Source organism: Janthinobacterium agaricidamnosum, assembly GCF_003667705.1.
Classification (GTDB): domain Bacteria; phylum Pseudomonadota; class Gammaproteobacteria; order Burkholderiales; family Burkholderiaceae_D; genus Janthinobacterium.
This window is the reverse complement of the sequence record NZ_CP033019.1, coordinates 6,107,368-6,127,494: the sequence shown is the minus strand read 5'-3', so window position 1 is coordinate 6,127,494 and position 20,127 is coordinate 6,107,368. Positions and strand designations below refer to the sequence as shown.

General features: G+C 61.6%; 15 protein-coding genes and 1 tRNA gene. 5 read left to right on the top strand and 11 right to left on the bottom strand.

Translation table 11 applies throughout. From position 1 onward, the window contains the following. Nucleotides 1–68 precede the first annotated feature (68 nt). The 4 genes from D9M09_RS27650 to D9M09_RS27635 form a co-directional block, all read right to left on the bottom strand. Nucleotides 69–2,726, bottom strand: coding sequence for a TonB-dependent receptor (locus D9M09_RS27650; protein ID WP_121670836.1), 2,658 nt, complete (start codon nucleotides 2,724–2,726; stop codon nucleotides 69–71). 294 nt (nucleotides 2,727–3,020) lie between these two features. After that, nucleotides 3,021–3,599 (bottom strand): PIN domain-containing protein, encoded by a 579-nt coding sequence (locus tag D9M09_RS27645; RefSeq protein WP_121670835.1) that lies wholly within the window; start codon nucleotides 3,597–3,599, stop codon nucleotides 3,021–3,023. Beyond that, nucleotides 3,599–4,063, bottom strand: a complete 465-nt coding sequence (locus D9M09_RS27640; RefSeq protein ID WP_240453498.1) for a helix-turn-helix domain-containing protein — start codon at nucleotides 4,061–4,063, stop codon at nucleotides 3,599–3,601. The genes D9M09_RS27645 and D9M09_RS27640 overlap by 1 nt, the downstream gene beginning before the upstream one ends. Nucleotides 4,064–4,258: 195 nt before the next feature. Then, nucleotides 4,259–4,334 (bottom strand) — tRNA-Arg (locus D9M09_RS27635). Between the two features lie 199 nt (nucleotides 4,335–4,533). Here D9M09_RS27635 and D9M09_RS27630 point away from each other — a divergent pair. Further along, nucleotides 4,534–5,097, top strand: coding sequence for a c-type cytochrome (locus tag D9M09_RS27630; RefSeq protein ID WP_121670833.1), 564 nt, complete (start codon nucleotides 4,534–4,536; stop codon nucleotides 5,095–5,097). 308 nt (nucleotides 5,098–5,405) lie between these two features. On the opposite strand, the gene D9M09_RS27625 is transcribed toward D9M09_RS27630, so the two are convergent. From D9M09_RS27625 to D9M09_RS27610, 3 genes are all read right to left on the bottom strand, one after another. Continuing rightward, the gene (locus D9M09_RS27625) at nucleotides 5,406–7,481 is read right to left on the bottom strand and encodes a M13 family metallopeptidase (RefSeq protein WP_121670832.1); all 2,076 of its coding nucleotides are present in this window, start codon (nucleotides 7,479–7,481) and stop codon (nucleotides 5,406–5,408) included. 243 nt (nucleotides 7,482–7,724) lie between these two features. Further along, nucleotides 7,725–9,800, bottom strand: coding sequence for a M13 family metallopeptidase (locus D9M09_RS27615; RefSeq protein ID WP_121670831.1), 2,076 nt, complete (start codon nucleotides 9,798–9,800; stop codon nucleotides 7,725–7,727). Between the two features lie 176 nt (nucleotides 9,801–9,976). Further along, entirely contained in the window at nucleotides 9,977–10,198 is a 222-nt protein-coding gene (locus tag D9M09_RS27610; protein ID WP_070219010.1) for a hypothetical protein, read from the bottom strand. Between the two features lie 367 nt (nucleotides 10,199–10,565). Between D9M09_RS27610 and D9M09_RS27605 the strand changes: the two genes are divergently transcribed. From D9M09_RS27605 to ybaL, 3 genes are all read left to right on the top strand, one after another. Next, on the top strand, nucleotides 10,566–12,008 hold the full coding sequence (locus D9M09_RS27605; RefSeq protein WP_070219009.1) for a S41 family peptidase: 1,443 nt from the start codon (nucleotides 10,566–10,568) through the stop codon (nucleotides 12,006–12,008). A 197-nt stretch (nucleotides 12,009–12,205) separates the two neighbouring features. Continuing rightward, on the top strand, nucleotides 12,206–13,327 hold the full coding sequence (locus tag D9M09_RS27600; protein WP_070219008.1) for a beta-ketoacyl-ACP synthase III: 1,122 nt from the start codon (nucleotides 12,206–12,208) through the stop codon (nucleotides 13,325–13,327). Between the two features lie 209 nt (nucleotides 13,328–13,536). Continuing rightward, nucleotides 13,537–15,246: a YbaL family putative K(+) efflux transporter gene (gene ybaL, locus D9M09_RS27595; protein ID WP_070219007.1), complete on the top strand. Its 1,710-nt coding sequence runs from the start codon at nucleotides 13,537–13,539 to the stop codon at nucleotides 15,244–15,246. A gap of 80 nt (nucleotides 15,247–15,326) precedes the next feature. On the opposite strand, the gene D9M09_RS27590 is transcribed toward ybaL, so the two are convergent. Further along, nucleotides 15,327–17,372 carry an NADPH-dependent 2,4-dienoyl-CoA reductase gene (locus D9M09_RS27590; protein WP_121670830.1) on the bottom strand — a complete coding sequence of 682 codons (2,046 nt, stop codon included), beginning with the start codon at nucleotides 17,370–17,372 and terminating at the stop codon, nucleotides 15,327–15,329. Nucleotides 17,373–17,531: 159 nt separating this feature from the next. Between D9M09_RS27590 and D9M09_RS27585 the strand changes: the two genes are divergently transcribed. Continuing rightward, entirely contained in the window at nucleotides 17,532–18,113 is a 582-nt protein-coding gene (locus D9M09_RS27585; RefSeq protein ID WP_227742081.1) for an SRPBCC family protein, read from the top strand. A 1-nt stretch (nucleotide 18,114) separates the two neighbouring features. Here D9M09_RS27585 and D9M09_RS27580 read toward each other — a convergent pair whose 3' ends face one another. From D9M09_RS27580 to pip, 3 genes are all read right to left on the bottom strand, one after another. Continuing rightward, on the bottom strand, nucleotides 18,115–18,570 hold the full coding sequence (locus D9M09_RS27580; RefSeq protein ID WP_070219004.1) for a hypothetical protein: 456 nt from the start codon (nucleotides 18,568–18,570) through the stop codon (nucleotides 18,115–18,117). Between the two features lie 42 nt (nucleotides 18,571–18,612). After that, entirely contained in the window at nucleotides 18,613–19,053 is a 441-nt protein-coding gene (locus D9M09_RS27575; RefSeq protein ID WP_070219003.1) for a DUF2721 domain-containing protein, read from the bottom strand. Between the two features lie 112 nt (nucleotides 19,054–19,165). Beyond that, on the bottom strand, nucleotides 19,166–20,122 hold the full coding sequence (gene pip / locus D9M09_RS27570) for a prolyl aminopeptidase (protein ID WP_070219002.1): 957 nt from the start codon (nucleotides 20,120–20,122) through the stop codon (nucleotides 19,166–19,168). Nucleotides 20,123–20,127 lie beyond the last annotated feature (5 nt).

The following is a 20,127-nucleotide window of genomic DNA, read 5'->3' as shown; positions in this document are numbered from 1 at the left end:
ACTGCAACGCAAGGGGCGCTGCCGGCCGAAACCATGCAACGCCCTTGATTTTTTACGATGTGATCAACTTACATTTTCCAGCGCAGTGATACGCCAACTGTCCGGTCATAGCGCCGCGTATCGCGCGCATACACGCCCGGCTCGTTCCAGTAATCCTTGAACTTGGTGTCGAGCAAGTTATTCCCATCGAGGGTCACCGTGAACTGTTCGTTGATCTTGTACGACAGCGAACCGTCGAGCTGGGCCGTCGGCGCCACTTTCAAGTCCAGGCCGGGGCCGCCCTGGTTGTAGCTGTCGATGAATTTCGAGCGCCAGTTGTAGGCCAGGCGGCCCGACCACGCATCTTTTTCATACAGCAGCACCAGGTTGTACGAGTAGCGCGACACGCCCGTGATGGCATGGCTGCCCGTCTCGTCGTCGGTGGTGCCGCTCATGTAGGTGCCGTTCGCCTGCAGGCCCAGGCCGCTCAGGATGCCGGGCAAGCCGTCATAAAACTGCTGGTAGCCGATTTCCAGGCCCTGCAGCTTGCCGGCGGCCGTGTTGTACGGACGGTCCACGTCGTAGGTCTTGCCACCGATGGTTTCGCTGGCAATGCGTTGCTGGATATAGCCGTCGAACTTGTGGTGGAACACGGTGGCCGTGACGGAACCGGCCGGCGCGAAATACCATTCCAAGGCCGCATCGACATTGTCGCCCGTCACCGGTTTCAAGTTCGGATTGCCGCCCGCCCCCGTCGCCTTCACCGTTTCCGTCGAGTTGACGAGGGCCACGCCCGGGTTCAGCTGTGCAAAGCCGGGGCGGCTGATGGTGCGGCCGGCAGCGAAGCGGCCGACCAGGTCGGAGCGCAGCTTGATTTTCAGGGCCACGCTCGGCAGCACGTCGGTGCTGGCCGTGTCGCTGATGACGGGCGTGTAGACGCCATCCTGCGAACTGTTGCCTTGCAAGCTTTGCTCCGTGCGCACGACGCGCACGCCCACGGTGCCATCGACGGGGTAGGCACCCAGCTTGAAGGCGACCTTCGCCTTGGTATAGATCGAATACGTCTTTTCCGTATCCTTGAAGAACGAGCCCGGGTCCATGGCGCGCGCCGCGCTGCTGCCCGTGACGGCCTGGCGGATCGTACCCGTGTTATTGAGCAGGAAGCTGGCGCACGGCGTGTACCATTGCTTCAAGCCATAATCGGGGCCGCCGCCGGACATCGGTTCCGACAGGCAATTGAGGCCCGGAATCGAGGTCACGCTCTGGCGGCTGAACGGAAACGCGGCGCCGGACACGTCCGGTGCTTCCGCATTGCCCTCGAAACTCTTGATCGATTCGGCTTCGCGCTTGACGCCGCGCACGCCGACGCTGATTTCCTTGAAGATGCCGCCGGCGCTCGGCGTGTACGCCAGGTCGGCGCGCACATCGTTCGAGCTGCCCTGGTCCTTGCCGTAGCGGTCGAAAAAGCCCTTCAAATAATAATTCGACGGGTCTTGCAGATCGATGCCCGTGTAGTCGACGTGCAGGGTGCCGTTCTGGTTGGTATTGATGGTGGCGTTCGGCACGACGGTGATGGCGTCGAGAATCGGATTGCGCCACGCATAAGTGCTTTTGGTGCTGGCCACTTCCGACGTGAAACGCCATTCCGGGTTGATATCCCACAAGCCGCCCACGGCAAACTGGTGCGTCTTCGTCTGGTTCTTGTTCGCCTGCGTCGACATGATGGTGTTGACGTTGGTCGAGGTTAGGGTTTGCAGCTGGTTGCTGCCGGGAATCTTGGTCGCCGACACGGGCGTGCCCCACCACGGCAAGCCGACAAAGTAGTCGGACTCGGCGTCGAGCAGGAAGCGCGTGGCCATGCCTTCGGCGTACAGTTCGACGTCGGCGTTCGGACGCCATTGCAGCACGGCATTGGCGGTCGTGCGGCGGCGGTCGCCCTTGATCGGCAACAAACCCACCTGGTCCGGCCCCGTCAAGCCCGGCGACAGGAAACTTTTATCCACGGGCGCCGTACTGAACGCGCGTTCTTCGTGGTAACGGTGCTGCTGCTGCGACAGGCCCAGCAAGGCACCCACTTCGCCGATGCCCGTCTTCCAGCGGTTCGCCACCATGCCGCTGATGTTCGGGTCCGTGGCTTTCGATTTGTCGCTGTAGACGGCGCGCGTGTTGACGCTGGCCGTGAAATCCTTGAAGTCGAACGGGCGATTCGTGCGCACGTCGATGATGCCGGCCACGCCGCCTTCGACCTGGTCCGCGCCTTGCGACTTGTACACGTCGACGCGCTGCAGCATCGTGGCAGGAATGTCGGCCAGGTTGACGTAGCGGCCCGTCGTGGTGAACAGCTCGCGGCCGTTGAGCAGGGTCGTGACATCGCGCAAGCCGCGGATCATGACGGCGCTAGCCTCGCCCGAATCGCGGCGGATCTGGATGCCGGAAATGCGCGCCAGGGTCTCGGCCACGTTATTGTCAGGGAACTTGCCGATGTCGTCGGCGACGATGGAATCGATGACCTGGTCCGAGCGCATCTTGATCTGCTGCGAGTTCTGCGCCGAACGGCGCACGCCGCTGACGGTCACGACAGCCACTTCCGCGGCAGGCTCGGCACCGGCATCGGCCGCCACCGCCTCCTGCGCCCGGACCGAAGCCGTGCTCAGCAAGCCGATACCGGCCAATGCCGCGACGGCTGCCTTCAACATGAATGGACGAGGGAAAGTGGCCGCGAGCGGGCCGGTGGCGTTGCGCATCATGAATCTCCAGATATTGTATTGATATTTTTTGTGCTGCTTGCATGTCGTTCGCATGCTCGGCGTTTATCTTAGGGGCTGGGCGATAATCTCTCCAATCAATTTTTCCACTGTTTCGATATCAATTTTGATATCGATGGCTGGGTGACTTTGGAGGTTGTAATGCGACAACGGCAGGGGCGCCAGGGACATTTCAGGCGTGATCACGCCTAAAAAAACGGCAGTACACGATCCTGGACAACGGAGGCATGTCTTTCAAGCGGGGGAGCAACTCTTGCCCGGTTGCCGAAGCAGACGCTAGGGCAAGGCAATTGCGGAATGCAGCAACTTCCCCAGTTGCGGCAAGCCTTGCGCTTCGTAGGTGGCAATCAATTCGGCAGCGGATCTGGGCGGTTTGCGCAATCGCGCCCGGTTTTCCTTGACGACACTGAGCATGCGTATCGGGGCCAGTTCATACTGCGCCACCAGAAAATCATCGGGATGCAAGACTTCAATGTTGTGCCCTCGCATGATCGCGTCCGGGAAGTCTTTAAGATTGAACGTGACGATGGCGTCCGCATGCCCCACGATGGCTGCCGCCAGCACGTGCCGGTCGTCGGCATCGGGCAAGACCAAGGCATCAATCAGGTATTCATACGACTCGATCACGCCGTCTTCGACCGCCTCGTCCATCAGCGCGCTGGTGCGCGCCAATGCCGAAGGATCGAGATCAGGCCGCTTGAGTAGCAAATTGCGTTGCCACTCTTCCTGTATCCGTGCTGTCCAGCGTGCGCTGAATATACCGTCCGCCGCCAAACTCAGCAATAGATCGCGCAAGGGGGCCGGATACAACACACAGGCATCGAGGACGGCAGTGTAACGGTAGTATCCAGCCATCAGTACCCCAGTTCAAGCTCCTGCGCCTGATCTGCCAAGGCCTGCAAGGCCTGTTGCGAACGCCGTTTGCGCTCATCCTTGTACTGCACCACATCCTCAAAGCGCAGCCGCCTGTGCGTACCCACCTTATGATGGGGAATCTTCCCTGCCTCAAGCAGGCGCACCAGGTAGGCACGTGACATGTTCAGGTACATGGCCGCTTCCTGTGTCGTCACGTCATGTTCCTTCGGCATGACTGTCACGGCCTTACCTTGGGCCAAGGTACCTAAGACATCGGCAAACAGGCGCAACACATTCGGCGGCAAACGCAGCAAGGGTGCATCACCCAAGTCCTGCGCGCCCTCTTCCAGAACCGCAATCTGCACGGCACGAGAATGATCAAGCGCACTCACCAGGCAGCGCTGCGCCGCCTTCGCCAGTTCCAGGTCTTCTTTATTGTCCAGACGATCAAGCACATTCGACATGGCATCCTCCCTACTTTCCATTGAATCTTACGAAGCAAACGCAATAAACGCAACCAAATTAGTATAACAATTTGTGCAAGGACAAGTACGACACGACGTTTTAACGGCAAGGCGAACAGATACAGGCCGACAGAAAGCCAGTGCCATCAACCGCGACATGGTGGAGAAATGATCTGGAAACGATGAGGAAAATCTTGGTGCGGCTGGCGGGGATCGAACCCACGACCCTTGGCTTCGGAGGCCAATACTCTATCCACTGAGCTACAGCCGCGTAGGGGGAATTTCTGAAGTGATGCGAAGGATACCGTTTTTCTTTACCTACGTCTACGGAAACTGTCGTATCGTCGGCAATTGCATGTCACTGCTCAATTTTTGTGCCTATAATTGTGGGTTTCATAAAGGTTTACATACAAGCATGTAAAAATGCTACCTTACACGGCCATCAGTTTCAAATCTGGACTAAGGACATCATGAGCGACGCACATAACGAACAACAATCAGCGATCAAAACGCCTAAACAATTGCTTGCCGCCGTAGCGGGCTTCTTCCTCATCACCGTCATCGGCATCATCCTGCTGGTGCAGTTCGTCACGGCGCAAAAACTGACGGGCGCCGGCACGGACAGCCAGTCGCCCGAAGCCATCGATGCCCGCTTGAGCCCGGTGGCCAATGAAGGCTTTACCTTCAAGGATGCCAGCGGTCCGAAAGTGCTGCAAGGCGGCGAAGCCGTCTACACGGCCACCTGCGTGGCTTGCCATGGCGCCGGCGTGGCCGGTGCGCCGAAGTTTGGCGACGCGGGCAGCTGGTCGGCACGCCTGGCCCAGGGCTACGATACGGTCCTGAAACACGCGATCGAAGGCTTGCGCGCGATGCCGGCCAAGGGCGGCAATCCCGACCTCGACGATGTGGAAGTGGCGCGCGCCGTGGTCTACATGGCCAATGCGTCGGGCGGCAAGTTCAAGGAGCCGGAAGTGCCGGCACCGGCCGCAGCGGCTGGCGCCGCCAGCGCACCAGCCGCCGAGCCTGCCAAGTAAGCAGCGCAGCACCTGTATCGAGGAACCGCCCGCAGGGGCGGTTTTTTTTTACCCGCAATTTGCGTTACATCAGGCCGTAAAAAAGCCGCCCGGCTTGCGCGGGGCGGCTGGCAACTTATGCCTTGAACTAAGTAACCCCCAATAAATTATTGTGATTTCTGACTTCTATAACCGGCGCTCTGCAAGGTGGCCGACGAGGCTTGCTCGCTGCTAGCAGTGCTCGCGCTGCGTCGCAGCGAGCGCCTTGCATAGCATCCGGTTCTATTCGTCATAAATTCACACTAATTTCCCGAGGATTACTTAGCGTCTTACCACATGATGACGCGGTCTTTCGGCGGCAGATACATCTTGTCGCCCGGTTTCACGTCGAAGGCTTGATAGAAACCTGGCTGGTTGCGCATGGTGCCGTTGGCGCGGAACTGGCCTGGCGAGTGCGGATCCGTTTTCAGCAAGACCAGTTGCTGCGCTTCACGCATCTTCATGCGCCATACCTGGGCAAAGCCCGCGTAGAAGCGCTGTTCGCCCGTGAAACCATCGATGACGGGGGCTTGCTTGCCGTTCAGCGACAATTTATACGCTTTGTAGGCAATTGCCACGCCGGAATTGTCGGCGATGTTCTCGCCCAGGGTCAGCTCGCCGTTGACGAAGTGGCCTTTCACCGGACTGAAGCTGTTGTACTGCGCCACCAGCTGCTTGGTCTTCTTGGCGAAGTTTTTATGGTCGGCCTTGGTCCACCAGTCGCGCAGATTGCCGTCGCCGTCGTACTGGGCGCCCTGGTCGTCGAAGCCGTGGCTGATTTCATGGCCGATCACGCCGCCGATGGCGCCGTAGTTGACGGCGTCGTCCGCCTTGGCGTCAAAGAACGGTGCCTGCAAAATGGCGGCCGGGAAGACGATTTCGTTCAGTTCCGGGTTGTAATAGGCGTTCACGGTCTGCGGCGTCATGCCCCACTCGTCGCGGTCGATAGGCTGGCCCAGCTTGTTCAATTCGCGGTTGTAATTGAGCAGGTGCGAACGCTGGATGTTGCCGATCAAATCATCGGGCGCCACCGTCAGGCCCGAGTAATCGCGCCATTTGTTCGGGTAGCCGATCTTGGTGGTGAACTTGGCCAGCTTGATTTGCGCCTGTTTCTTGGTGACAGGGCTCATCCAGTCGAGCTTGTCGATGCTTTGCTTGTAGGCCGTCATCAGGTTTTTCACCAGCGCTTCCATGCGCACCTTGCGCTCGGCCGGGAAATACTGCTCGACGTACAGCTGGCCCACGGCTTCGCCCAGCGCGCCTTCGACGGCGCCCACGCCGCGTTTCCAGCGCGGACGCATTTCCGTCACGCCCGTCAGGGTGGTGCCATAGAAGGCGAAGTTTTCATCGACATACGCTTTCGGCAGGTAGCCGGCGTTGGCGTGCAGCAAGTGCCATTGGAAGTATGCTTTCCACGTTTCCAGCGGCGTCTTGTTGGCGATCTCGGCGAAACCCTTCAGGTAGCTGGGCTGGCTGACGATCACATAATTGACCTTGCCGGCGATGCCCGTGTCCTTCAGGTAGCGAGCCCAGTCGTAGCCTGGCGCCACGGCGGCCAGTTTCGCCAGTTCCACCTTGTTGTAGGTCTTGACGGGATCGCGGTTCTGCACATTGCTCCATTGCGCCTTGGCCAGCTCCGTTTCCAGCGCGAGGATGGCTTTCGCATTCGCGGCAGCGTTCGCGTCGCCGGCCAAACTGAGCATTTTTTCCACGTGGGCCAGGTATTTGGCGCGCGTATCGGCCTTGCCCTCTTCCAGGTAGTAATCGCGGTCAGGCAGGCCCAGGCCGCTTTGCACGATGTCCGCCACGTATTTGGTGGAATCCTTGGCGTCCTGGTGGATGCCGAAGTCGTACGGCGAGGTCACGCCCAGCTTGCTGAAGTGGGCGATCACGGCAGGCAACTCCGCCTTGTCCTGCAGCGCGGCGATCTTCGCCAGTTCCGCGTTCAAGGGCGTCAGGCCCAGGCTTTCCAGCTTGGCTTCGTCCATGAAGCTGTTATAGAAATCACCGATTTTCTGCGCATTCGAACCGGCCGCGCGGGCCTTGTCGGCGGCAGCGCCTTCGACGATGCCGCGCAGCTGCGTTTGCGTATCGTCGGCCAGCTTGGCAAAGCTGCCCCAGCTCGACTTGTCGGCAGGAATCACGGTTTCCGCCAGCCATTTGCCGTTCAGGTGCTGGAACAAATCGTCCTGCGCGCGCACGGCAGGGTCGACGTATTCGATGGCGATGCCGGAGGTCAGCGCGGCCGATGCGGCGGCCGTGGCGGGAGCGGCGGCGGCTTTCTTGGCAGAATCAGCGGCGCCAGCCATGCCGGACACGCCAGCCAGCAAACTCAGGGTCAATGCACTTAACAAATAACGATTCACGGTTGTCCTCTATATTGTATTGTGTGAAATATAAGGGTCAGAAGGCCCTAGGCTTCTGGCCCGGTTTTTGACTGTAGCATACCGGCCGAAATGACAGAAAGAACTTTGACAGAAATACAAAAGAGACCACGCGCGGTGGTCTCTTTTGTTGTGACAAGATAACGTTTACATGACGTAGGTCGGCTTAACCCGGCGGGCATAAGCCGACAACATGGTGAGCGCCATCGGTATGTCGGATGACACTTACCAGATGATCACGCGGTTTTCCGGGGCGACATACATCTTGTCGCCCGGTTTCACGCCAAACGCTTCATAGAAGCCAGGCTGGTTGACCATGGTGCCGTTCGCGCGGTACTGGCCCGGCGAATGGGGGTCGGTCTTGATCTGCACGATCTGCTGCGCTTCGCGCATCTTGCTGCGCCACACCTGGCCAAAGCCCATGTAGAAGCGCTGGTCGCCCGTCAAGCCATCGAGCACAGGCGCCGGCTTGCCGCCCAGCGAGATCTTGTACGCTTTATAGGCGATCGCCACGCCCGAGTTGTCGGCGATGTTTTCGCCCAGGGTCAGCGCGCCGTTGACGTGATAGCCCGGCAATGGGCTGTAACCATCGTACTGCTTGGTCAGCGCGTCGGCCTTGGCGGCGAAGTTCTTGCGGTCGGCCGGGGTCCACCAGTCGCGCAGGTTGCCGTCGCCATCAGACTGGCTGCCCTTGTCGTCGAAACCGTGGCTGATTTCATGGCCGATGACGGCGCCGATGGCGCCATAGTTGACGGCATCGTCCGCGTTGGCGTCAAAAAACGGCGGCTGCAGGATGGAGGCCGGGAAGACGATTTCATTCATCGTCGAGCTGTAATAGGCGTTCACCGTTTGCGGCGTCATGCCCCACTCTTCGCGGTCGATCGGTTTGCCGAGCTTGGCCACCTGGCGCGCGGAACCGAAGTTGGCGGCGCGCATCATGTTGCCCACCAGGTCGCCCTGGACGATTTGCAGCTTCGTGTAATCGCGCCATTTGTTCGGATACGCGATCTTCGGCGTGAACTTGGCCAGCTTGGCTTGCGCTTCCTTCTTGGTCTCCGGGCTCATCCAGTCCAGGGTGTCGATGCTGTCCTTGTAGGCGGCCAGCACGTTTTTCACCAGTTCCTGCATGTGCGCCTTGCGCTCGGCCGGGAAATATTGCGCGACATACAGCTTACCGACGGCTTCACCCAGCACGCCTTCGACGGCGCCCACGCCACGCTTCCAGCGCGGCTGGTTTTCCGTCACGCCGCTCAGTACCGTGCCGTAGAAGGCAAAGCTCTCGTCGACGAAGTTTTTCGACAGGTAGCTGGCGTAGCTGCGCAGCAACTGCCATTCGAAATACGCTTTCAGGGTATCCAGGTCGGTGGCGGCCAGCACCTTGTCGTAGCCGGCCAGGTAGCTCGGCTGGTTGACGATGACGTAATCGACCTTGTTGGCGATGCCCAGGGCGGCCAGGCCCGACTTCAGGTCGTAGCCCGGGGTCAGGTCGTTCAGTTTATTGATGTCGGTCTTGTTGTAGCGTTTGACGGGGTCGCGGTTCTCGACCTTGGTCCATTGCACTTCGGCCAAAGCCGTTTCCAGGGCAACGACGGCCTTGGCGCGGGCGGCGGCGTTCTTGTCGCCCGCCATGGCCAGCATTTTTTCCACGTGCGCCTGGTATTTTTCCTTGACGCCCGCCTGCTTGGCTTCCAGGTAATAGTCGCGGTCGGGCATGCCCAGGCCGCTTTGGCTCACATACGCCGCATATTTCGTCGAGGCACGCGCATCCTGGCCCACATACACGGCATACGGGGTCGACACACCCGTCTGGCTCAGGTGGGCGATCAGGGCGGGCACGCCCTTCTTGTCGCGCAGCGAGCGGATGCGGTTCAGTTCGCCGGCCAGCGGCTTCGTGCCCAGCGCTTCGAGCTTGGCTTCATTCATGTAGCTGGCGTACAGGTCGGCAATCTTCTGCGCTTCGGAACCGGCCTTCTTGCTCTTGTCCTGTTGCGTGGCTTCGATGATGCCGCGCAATTGCGGCGTCGTGTCGTCGCGCAGCTTGGCGAACGAACCCCAGCTCGATTTGTCGGCAGGAATCTCGGTCGTGGCCAGCCACTTGCCGTTCAAATGGGTGAAGAAGTCATCCTGCACGCGCACGGCGGGGTCGATGTATTGCACATCGATGCCGGAAACGACGCCGGCGGCGGCAGGCGCGGCGCTCGGGGCTACGGTCGGCGCGGCCACGGCGGATACGGGTTCGGCGGCATGGGCAAACGCAGCCAACAGGGTCAGGGTCAGACTGCTTAAGAGATAGCGATTCACGAATTGTCCTTATGGGGCATGTCAAAAAGACCGGGCAGATAGCTGCGGGCGGATAGCCTGCCGCGCCAGGCGCTGCAGGAATGTAGCACGCGGCCATGCCATTTGACCATCCTTGCCCCGGGAACTGCCCGGGAATCGCCGCTCAGTTCGGCCAGGCTCAAGGTATATTCACACGTTTATCCATACAGATACAGCAAGTCGTCGATCAGCGCCCGCTCCTGTTGCGTGAACTGCGTGCCGTTGAACTGTCCGATATCTTCGAGCACACCCCGAATCGGCACTTGCCGTGACGGATCCTGAACGATGTCGATCAGCAGGCCGGCATCAGGATCCCGCCCCCGCAGATACTTTTCAATCAGCGCTGTGAGCGCGGCACGTGCCTGCAAATCAGTTAACATTTTTTATCCGCTGCCAAGGAAGAAGCGCCAGTCTAAATGAGCTTGAACCCGCCGACAAAAAAAAGCCTGCGTCCGCGGACGCAGGCAAAACCACTTCGGGTCGAGAATGCGAGTCCACTATAGGGCCGCCGCACACGCTTTTTTTCGACTCTTACAAATGCTTACTCCCCTCAAGACCCCCTATACATCGCATACAAAACCGCAACATATGGCAAGCTGACAGCCCCGTTTTCGCGCGTAGACTGGGCCAAGGCATGCTTTTTCCGCGGCCGGCCCACGCCGGCAGAGATTCAGGTCTATACTTTCAACAAAGCGCCGCTCCAAGGGGACTGGCGCTTGTGCAAGACACGCTAGCTGCAAAGGTGCAATGATGGGCAAACTCAAAAATACCGGCTTGATCGGCCTGGGCGTGGTGGCCGGCGTCGCCGTGTCGCTGCAATTTTCCGCCATGGCGCAAAAAACCGTCGAGCCGCCCCTGCCGCTGGAAGAGCTGCGCCAGCTGGCCGACGTGTTTGGCCTGATCAAGTCCGACTACGTCGAGCCCGTGGAAGACAAGAAACTGCTGGAAGACGCCATTGCCGGCATGGTCGCCTCGCTCGACCCCCATTCCGCCTACCTGGACAAGAAAGCCTACGCCGAACTGCGCGAAGGCTCGGAAGGCAAGTTCGTCGGCCTGGGCATCGAAATCGGCCTGAGCGAAGACGGCTACATCAGGATCGTCTCGCCCATCGAGGATTCGCCCGCCTACCGCGCCGGCATCAAGGCCGGCGATTTGATCACCCGCCTCGATGGCCAGCCCGTGAAGGGCGTCAGCCTGGACGACAACGTCAAGCGCATGCGCGGCGAACCGGGCACCAAGGTGTCGCTGACCATTGCGCGCAAGGATGAACCGCAGCCGCTGGCCTTCACCATCACGCGCGAGGAAATCCATCAGAAAAGCGTGAAGGCGAAGATGGTCGAGCCCGGCTACGCCTGGCTGCGCGTGTCGCAATTCCAGGAACCGACCGTCGACGACATGGCCGCGCAGATCACGGCGCTATACAAGCAGGACCCGAACATCAAGGGCATGGTGCTGGACCTGCGCAACGATCCGGGCGGCGTGCTGCAGGGCGCCATCGGCGTCTCGGCCGCCTTCCTGCCGAAGGACGCGGCCATCGTCTCGACCAACGGCCAGTTGCAGGACTCGAAACAGGTGTTCTACGGCCGCGCCGAATACTATACCTTCCGCTCGGAAGGCGACGCGCTGGCGAAATTGCCGGCCGCCATCAAGAAAGTACCGCTGGTGGTGCTCGTCAACACGGGGTCGGCCTCGGCCTCGGAAATCGTCGCCGGTGCCCTGCAGGATTACAAGCGCGCCACCATCATCGGCACGCAAACCTTCGGCAAGGGTTCCGTGCAAACCATCCGCCAGCTGACGGCCGACACGGCCGTCAAGCTGACGACGGCCCGCTACTACACGCCGAACGGCCGCTCGATCCAGGCCAAGGGCATCGTGCCCGACCTGCTGGTCGACGAGAATGCGGACGGCGACGGCTTGAACGGCTTGCGCATCCGCGAAGCGGACCTGACCAAGCACCTGAGCAACGACCGCGACCAAGAAAGTGCCAAGGCCGCGCCCGTCAACGACGAGATGGAAGAGCAATTGCGCATCATCGCCCTGGAAAAGACCCGCAAGCCGCTAGAATTTGGCAGCAAGGACGATTTTCAGTTGCACCAGGCGCTGAACCACCTGAAGGGCTTGCCGGTGCAGCTGGCCAAGGCCGAACCGGTGGTGGTGCAGGCCGACGTCAAGAAAGAACAGAAAAAGTAGGCAGTTTGAGGTCAGACCCGCCGGGTCTGACCCCATCACACGCAATACCCCCAGCACCCGTCCACGCGACAAAAATCAATCTTCCGCCACACTTCCCCCTCCCCCGCAACACGAAACTCTCTACAGTCGAGCCCGTTTGTGTAAAATTTGCTTCACTTATCGGCGCCGCGCCGATTGCCAAATTTGAAAGTTTAACCATGAAACAAGTCGTCATCAGCGGTACCGGACTGTATACGCCGCCCTTTTCGATCTCCAACGAAGAGCTGGTCACCTGCTTCAATGCCTACGCGGAAAAGTTCAATGCCGACAACGCCGGCGCGATCGCTGCGGGCGAGGTGACGGCGCTGGAGCTGTCGAGCGTGGCCTTCATCGAAAAGGCCTCCGGCATCAAGTCGCGCTTCGTGATGGAAAAGGAAGGCATCCTCGACCCGGCCCGCATGGTCTCGCGCATTGCGGAACGGGGCGATGACGAACTGTCCTTGCAGGCGGAAATGGCCGTCGCCGCCGCCAAAGACGCCCTGGCGCGCGCCGGCCGCACGCCGGCCGACATCGACATGGTGCTGGTAGCGTGCAGCAACATGCAGCGCGCCTACCCGGCCATGGCCGTGGAAGTGCAGGATGCGCTCGGCATCGACGGTTATGGTTTTGACATGAACGTGGCGTGTTCGTCCGCCACCTTCGGCATCCAGCAAGCCGTGGCCGCCGTGCAAAGCGGCCAGGCGCGCGCCGTGCTGGTCGTCAATCCCGAGATCACCAGCGGCCACCTGAACTGGCGCGACCGCGACAGCCATTTCATTTTCGGCGACGCCTGCACCGCCATCATCGTCGAAGCGAAGGACACGGCCGTCTCGCAGCACCAGTTCGAGATCATCGGCACGGAACTGAAAACGCGCTTCTCTAACGCCATCCGCAACAATTTCGGCTTCCTCAACCGTTTTGACGAGTCCGGCGTGGGCAAGGCCGACAAATTGTTCCGCCAGCAAGGGCGCAAGGTCTTCAAGGAAGTGTGCCCGATGGCGGCCGAGATGATCAAGGCGACCCTGGCCAAGGCCGGCGTGGAAGTGGCGCAAGTTTCCCGCTACTGGCTGCACCAGGCTAACCTGAACATGAACCTGCTGATCGCCCGCCTGATCCTGGGCCGCGACGCGGAAGCAAATGAAGCGCCCGTGATCCTCGACACCTACGCGAATACCTCGTCGGCCGGTTCCATCATCGCCTTCCATAAATATCAGGATGACATGGCGGCAGGCAGCACCGGCGTCATCTGCTCGTTCGGCGCCGGCTATTCCATCGGCTGCGTGGTCGTGCGCAAGCTCTGAGCCCATGGGTGTAACATCGCCTGATTCCTGAATTAGGCGATGTTCGTGACGGATAGGCATGCGTTCGCGGCCACCTGGACGAAGATATAGCACAGGTTTTTTGCGATAAAGCCGCAGGAACATTCCGGCAAGGGCTTTGATGCGTTTATACTTGGTCGCTGAGCAACATCTTTTTCTACCCGCACGTCCCCATAAGGAACCCCACACGCATGCCCCATGACATCAGCCTGATCACCACCATCGCCGCCGCCCTCGGGTTCGGCCTCATCTTCGGCTTCATCGCCGCGCGCCTGAAACTGCCGGCACTGGTCGGCTATCTGGCCGCCGGCATCATCATCGGACCGGCCACGCCCGGTTTTGTGGCGGATGCGGAAATAGCGGGACAATTGGCGGAAATCGGGGTGATGCTGATGATGTTCGGTGTCGGCCTGCACTTTTCCATCGAAGATTTGTGGGACGTGCGCAAGATCGCGCTGCCTGGCGCCATCCTGCAGATCGGCGTCGCCACGGCGATGGGCATGGGCCTGGCCCACTGGTGGGGCTGGACCCTCGGTGGCGGGCTGATCTTTGGCCTGGCCCTGTCCGTGGCCAGTACCGTGGTGCTGCTGCGCGCGCTGGAAGAACGGGGCATCCTCGATTCGCTCAATGGCCGCATCGCCGTCGGCTGGCTGGTGGTGGAAGATCTGGTCACCGTCTTGGTCCTCGTGCTGCTGCCGGCGTTCGCCAGTGTGCTCGGCGGCAAGGCCGCGCCCGATGCCGAAGCCGTCAGCCTGTGGCAAACCCTGGCCGTGACCCTGGGTCAAGTGGCCGGCTTCATCATCTTCATGCTGGTCGTGGGCCGCAAGCTGTTCCCGTGGATACTGTGGCAAGTGGCGCGCACCGGTTCGCGCGAACTGTTTACCCTGTGCGTGATCGCCGCCGCCGTCGGCATTGCCTACGCCTCGACCAAGCTGTTCGGCGTGTCGTTCGCGCTGGGCGCCTTCTTCGCCGGCATGGTGCTGCGCGAGTCCGAACTCAGTCACCGCGCTGCGGAAGAGTCCTTGCCCTTGCGCGACGCGTTCGCCGTGCTGTTCTTCGTGTCCGTCGGCATGCTGTTCGAGCCGACCATCCTCATCGACAAGCCCCTGCAAGTGCTGGCCGTGTGCGCCATCATTATCTTCGGCAAGTCGATCGCCGCCTTCTTGCTCGTGATGGCGCTGCGCTATCCGCCGAAAACGGCCATCATCGTCTCGGCCAGCCTGGCGCAGATCGGCGAATTCTCGTTCATCCTGGCCGCCCTGGGCCTGTCCCTGGGCCTGATGCCGCAGGAAGGGCAAAGCCTGATCCTGGCCGGCGCCATCCTGTCGATCGCCCTCAACCCGCTCGTCTTCAGCATGGCCAAGCCGCTGCTGCGCGTGATCGGCAACAGCGATTTCGCGCGCAAGTTCGAACGCACCACGGACCCGCTGGCCGAGCTGCCGATGACGGTGCCGCAGGAAAAACTGTCGGGCCAGATCGTGCTGGTCGGCTATGGCCGCGTGGGCCGGCGCATCGCCGCCGCTCTGATGGAGCGGGGCATCCACTTTGTCGTGGCAGAGGAAAACCGCGAAATCGTCGACCAGCTGCGCAAGCAGGGCATCCCGGCCGTGGCCGGCAATGCGGGCGAACCGGCCGTGCTGATCCAGGCGCACATCACGCACGCCACCATGCTCGTCATCGCCACGCCGGACACCTTCCACGTGCGCGCCATGATCGAGACGGCGCGCGCGCTGAACCCGCACATCCTGACGGTGGTGCGCACGCACAGCGAGGAAGAGGCGGAATTGCTGCGCGCGGAAAACGCGGGCAAGGTATTCATCGGCGAGCACGAACTGGCCAATGGCATGGCCGAGCACGTGCTGCAGAGTTTTGAGACGGCCAGCAAGGGGCATGGCCATTAAGGCTCTTTGATGCCGAATCTGTGACCCATGCAAATGCCGGGGTCGGACCCTGAGGGTCCGACCCCGGTTTTTTTTCAGGGTTACAAACGTGCCGCCAGCTCCGCCCCTTCCCGTATCGCCCGCTTGGCGTCGAGTTCCGCCGCCAGCGCGGCGCCGCCGATTTTATGAAAACGGGGGCCGCCCGCGAGCAGCGGCTTGCCATCCTTGTCCGTTTCCGGCATGAGTTCCGTCAAACTGTCCTGGCCCGCGCAGATGATGACGTTGTCCACCGCCAGCAGGCGCTGCTCGCCGCCCACGGTGATGTGCAAGCCCTGGTCGTCGATCTTGTCGTAAGTCACGCCGGCCAGCATGGCCACGCCGTTGCGCGCCAGCGCCGCGCGGTGCACCCAGCCCGAGGTCTTGCCCAGCCCCGCGCCCACTTTCGACGTCTTGCGCTGCAACAGGAAGATCTGCCGCACGGGATGGGGCGCTGTGGGCGGCACCAGGCCGCCGCCCGTCGCCGCATTCAAGTCCACGCCCCACTCGCCCGCCCAGGTCGATACGGGCTGCGGCAGCGGGTGCGCCGGGTCGTGCAGCAGATACTCTCCCACGTCGAAACCGATGCCGCCCGCGCCGATGATGGCCACGCGTGCGCCCACGGGCTTCTTGGCTTGCAGCACATCCAGATACGACAGCACTGTCGGATGGTCGATGCCGGGAATGGCCGGCAGGCGCACCTTGATGCCGGTGGCGATGATGACGTCGTCATAGCCGCCGGCCAGCAATTGCTCGCGCGTGACGCGCTGGCCCAGGCGCAGCTTGATAGTCGACAAGGCGATGCGGCGGGCAAAATAGCGGATGGTTTCCGTAAATTCTTCCTTGCCCGGTATCTGCATGGCCACCTTGAACTGGCCACCGACGCTGTCGCTGCTGTCGAACAGGGTCACCTCGTGCCCGCATTCGGCCGCCACGCAGGCGGCGGACAAGCCGGCCGGTCCGGCGCCGACGACGGCCACGCGGCGCGGCACGGCCTTTTTCGCGTACACGAGTTCCGTTTCATGGCAGGCGCGCGGGTTGACCAGGCAACTGGCGCGCTTGTTGGCGAAGGTGTGGTCGAGGCAGGCCTGGTTGCAGCCGATGCAGGTGTTGATCTCGTCCGCGCGGCCCGCGGCCGCCTTGGCGACAAAATCAGGGTCGGCCAGGAAAGGGCGCGCCATCGACACCAGGTCGCAGTCGCCCCGCTCCAGGATGGCATTGGCCTCGTGCGGCATGTTGATGCGGTTCGACGCCACCACGGGAATCGTGACCTCGCGGCGCAGCCGGCCCGCCACGGAAGCAAATGCAGCGCGTGGCACGGAGGTGACGATGGTGGGGACTCTTGCCTCATGCCAGCCGAAGCCCGTATTGAGAATGGTCACGCCCGCCTGTTCCAGCGCCTTGGCGACCGTCACCACGTCGTCCCAGGTATTGCCGCCCTCGACCAGGTCGAGCAGGGAATGGCGGTACATGATGATGAAGTTGGGGCCGACGGCGGCCCGGATGCGGCGCACGATCTCCACGGGCAGGCGCATGCGGTTCTCGATCGTGCCGCCCCAGCGGTCCTGGCGCAGATTCGTGCGCGCGCACAGGAACTGGTTCAATAAATAGCCCTCGCTGCCCATCACTTCGATGCCGTCGTAGCCCGCCTTTTGCGCCAGGCGCGCGCAGCGCACGTAGTCGCAGATGGTGCGCTCGATGCCCCGTTCCGTGAGGGGACGGGGGCGGAACGGCGAGATCGGCGATTTCTTGGCCGATGCCGAGACGACGAACGGTTGATAACCATAGCGGCCCGCGTGCAGGATCTGCATGACGATCTTGCCGCCCTCCTCGTGCACGGCGCGCGTGACCTTGCGGTGGTTGGGCACGTCGCCAAGGAAATTCAAGGTGCCGCCGAACGGCAGCAGCCAGCCTTGCCGGTTCGGCGAGATGCCGCCCGTAACGATCAGGCCCACGCCGCCGCGTGCCCGTTCGCGGTAAAACGCGGCGAGCTTGCCATAATGATAAAAACGGTCTTCCAGGCCCGTGTGCATGGACCCCATGATGACGCGGTTGCGCAAGGTGGTAAAACCCAGGTCGAGCGGGGCCAGCAGATGGGGGTAGGCAGTCATGGTGATCGGTCCGGTAAGGTGGTTGCAGGCCGTACGGTAGCAAGCATTGCCGCTCGCCGCAGCGACTTTCTCTAGACCGGGAGTTCTAAATCGCCCGGCGCGCCCGACGGCGGTGCGTACAGCTTGTGCCGGGCGGTACTTTCCCGTAGGCTAGGTGGCATGAAGCGACTATTCCTCTGCCTGTTGATGCTGTGCGCCGTCCCCGCTACCGCGCTGGCACAGGCGATACGCCTGGACAAGCTGAAGGTCGAGGTCAAGCGCATCGAGGTTGACGGGCAGCGCATGTATGAAGTCGATGCCAGCGGCAGCGTGCAGGCGCCTCCGGCCTCCGTGTGGAAGACCCTGACCACTTACGAGCGCATGAGCGAATTCGTGCCCGACCTCAGTTCCTGCCGCGTGCTGTCGCGCAACGGCAATGAAGTCATCATCGAGCAGCAGGGCATGGCGCGCTTCCTGTTCATGAACCACCCCATCCACCTGGTGGTGCGGGCCACGGAAACGCCGTTGACGGCCATCGACATCGCCCTGATCTCGGGCGACATGCGGCATTACGAATCGCGCTGGAATCTGTATCCCGTGCCCGAGACGGGCGGCACGCGCATCGTCTTTTCCAGCCGGCTGATGCCGGGCTTCTATGTGCCCGGCATGCTGGGCACGACCATGATACGTGGCGATATCGAACGCATGATGGCGGCCGTACTCACCCGCATCGACAGCCAGTACGCGGAAAAGGCAGGTTAAATCAAGCCAGATAGGTATCGCGGTCGCGGATTTCCGCGAAGTTTTCCAGGCTGCCCAGTTTTACGGTGACGGGGTTGAGGCTCGCTTGCGGCTGCATCGAGCGCCAGGCGAACAGCCATTCCTGTTCGGGCGCTTCGGCGCGCGTCTTGGTGAAGGCGGCGCCCAGGGCCGCGCGCTGGCCGTATTCGACCAGGCCATCGATGCCGGCCCAGCTGGGCAAGGTGCGCTGCACGGCGCGGTGCAGGCGTTCGCCGAATTCTTCCGTATTGTGGATGATCAAACAAGCGTCGGCCGGGGTGAACAGGTCGAACAGTTGCTTGTCCCACACTTGCGAAAAACTCAGGGTCAAACAATTGCCCGCTGGCATCAAGCGGAACTGGCCCAGGCTCAGCGCCAGCTCGAGTTCGCTGCGCTGGCCGTAGCGGTGCAGGGTGGGGGGACGTTTGTAATCGTGCATGCTGGACTCGTTCTTCAATAGTAGGGTAAACCGGCGCGCCGCCTAGCGGGGCGGGCGGATATGGCGCCGGATGCGCTGGGCCCTGGCAGCCAGGTAAATTTCGCGCAGTAAATAAATAAAACAGCCGATCAGGCAAATCACGGCCAGCACAAAGAAGGCCGCGATGTATTTGTCCAGGGTCAGGTTCAGAATATCGCCCAAAAACAGCATGGCGATGATGACGCAGACGAAGAAACCGCACGCCGTGCTCAGCGAAATCGAATAATTAATCAGATGGGTACGCCGATACAGGGTATCTAGCTCATCCATATAGAAATCGTTGTAGCCGATGTCGAGCCGGTCTTCCAGCACGCGCGTGCGGTCGATGATGCGGCCCAGGCGGTTGGTCAGTACCACCAGCATGGTGCCGATACCGGTCAACAGGAAAACCGGCGCAATCGCCAGCTGGATGATATGGCCGATGTCGCCGATCTGTATGTTCATGGATAAAAAGTCGTGGGTTCACACCGGCGCCCGACCCTGGCGCCAGCACAGGCCATAGTGTAGCAGGTGGCGCACGCCGGCTGGCCGCTTTGCCAACCGGCGTGTTGCAAGGTCATGCGAAGCCGCGCCCCGGCACAAAGCGCTCGGTGGCGCGCACCAGCGCCGAAGCGATGCCGTGCTCGAGCGCGCCATGGCCCGCGTCGGGAATCATTTCCAACTGGGAACCAGGCCAGGCTTGCTGCAGGCGGTAGGCCGACAGCGGCGGGCAGATGGCGTCGTAGCGTCCCTGCACGATGACGGCCGGCAAATGCGCGATGCGTCCCATGTTGCGGATCAGCTGGTCTTCTTCGAAGAAACCGAGATTGGCCATGTAATGCGATTCGAGCCGGCCCACGCCCAGATCCAGCGCATCGTTCGGCGCGTCTTCCGGCTGCGGCATCAGATACACGCGGCGGCCTTCGAAGCGGCTCCAGGCGCGCGCGGCCGGCCAGTACACGGCCGGGTCGCTGCTGAGGATGCGTTGCACGTAAGCCGCCAGCAAGTCGCCCCGCTCCTCGAGCGGAATCGGGGCGGCGAATTCCTCGTACAGTTCCGGATAAAACCAGCGCACGCCTTCGATGAACCAGTCGATTTCCGCCTGCGTGCACAGGAAAATACCGCGCAGCACGAAACCGAGACAGGCCGCCGGATGCGCCTGGCCATATGCCAGCGCCAGGGTCGAACCCCAGGAGCCGCCAAACACCAGCCATTGGGCGATGCCGAACTGGGCGCGCAGGCGTTCGATGTCCTCGATCAGCAGCTGCGTCGTGTTGTTGCGCCATTCGCCCAGCGGCGTGGACTTGCCGGCGCCGCGCTGGTCGAACAGGATCACGCGGTAGCGCTGCGGGTCAAAAAAGCGGCGGTGCTGCGGCGACAGGCCCGCGCCCGGGCCGCCATGCAGGAACAGCACGGGAATGCCGTCGGGGTTGCCGCACTCTTCCCAATAAATGGTATGGATGTCATCGACCGCCAGCATGCCGTGCCGGTTCGGCGTCAGGGCGGGAAACAGGGGTGACAATGAATCGGGCATGGCGA

Coding starts and splice junctions, on each gene's coding strand:
- D9M09_RS27650 (WP_121670836.1), bottom strand. CDS start 2,726: ATGATGCGCAACGCCACCGGCCCGCTCGCGGCCACTTTCCCTCGTCCA.
- D9M09_RS27645 (WP_121670835.1), bottom strand. CDS start 3,599: ATGGCTGGATACTACCGTTACACTGCCGTCCTCGATGCCTGTGTGTTG.
- D9M09_RS27640 (WP_240453498.1), bottom strand. CDS start 4,063: ATGTCGAATGTGCTTGATCGTCTGGACAATAAAGAAGACCTGGAACTG.
- D9M09_RS27630 (WP_121670833.1), top strand. CDS start 4,534: ATGAGCGACGCACATAACGAACAACAATCAGCGATCAAAACGCCTAAA.
- D9M09_RS27610 (WP_070219010.1), bottom strand. CDS start 10,198: ATGTTAACTGATTTGCAGGCACGTGCCGCGCTCACAGCGCTGATTGAA.
- D9M09_RS27605 (WP_070219009.1), top strand. CDS start 10,566: ATGATGGGCAAACTCAAAAATACCGGCTTGATCGGCCTGGGCGTGGTG.
- D9M09_RS27600 (WP_070219008.1), top strand. CDS start 12,206: ATGAAACAAGTCGTCATCAGCGGTACCGGACTGTATACGCCGCCCTTT.
- ybaL (WP_070219007.1), top strand. CDS start 13,537: ATGCCCCATGACATCAGCCTGATCACCACCATCGCCGCCGCCCTCGGG.
- D9M09_RS27590 (WP_121670830.1), bottom strand. CDS start 17,372: ATGACTGCCTACCCCCATCTGCTGGCCCCGCTCGACCTGGGTTTTACC.
- D9M09_RS27585 (WP_227742081.1), top strand. CDS start 17,532: ATGAAGCGACTATTCCTCTGCCTGTTGATGCTGTGCGCCGTCCCCGCT.
- D9M09_RS27580 (WP_070219004.1), bottom strand. CDS start 18,570: ATGCACGATTACAAACGTCCCCCCACCCTGCACCGCTACGGCCAGCGC.
- D9M09_RS27575 (WP_070219003.1), bottom strand. CDS start 19,053: ATGAACATACAGATCGGCGACATCGGCCATATCATCCAGCTGGCGATT.
- pip (WP_070219002.1), bottom strand. CDS start 20,122: ATGCCCGATTCATTGTCACCCCTGTTTCCCGCCCTGACGCCGAACCGG.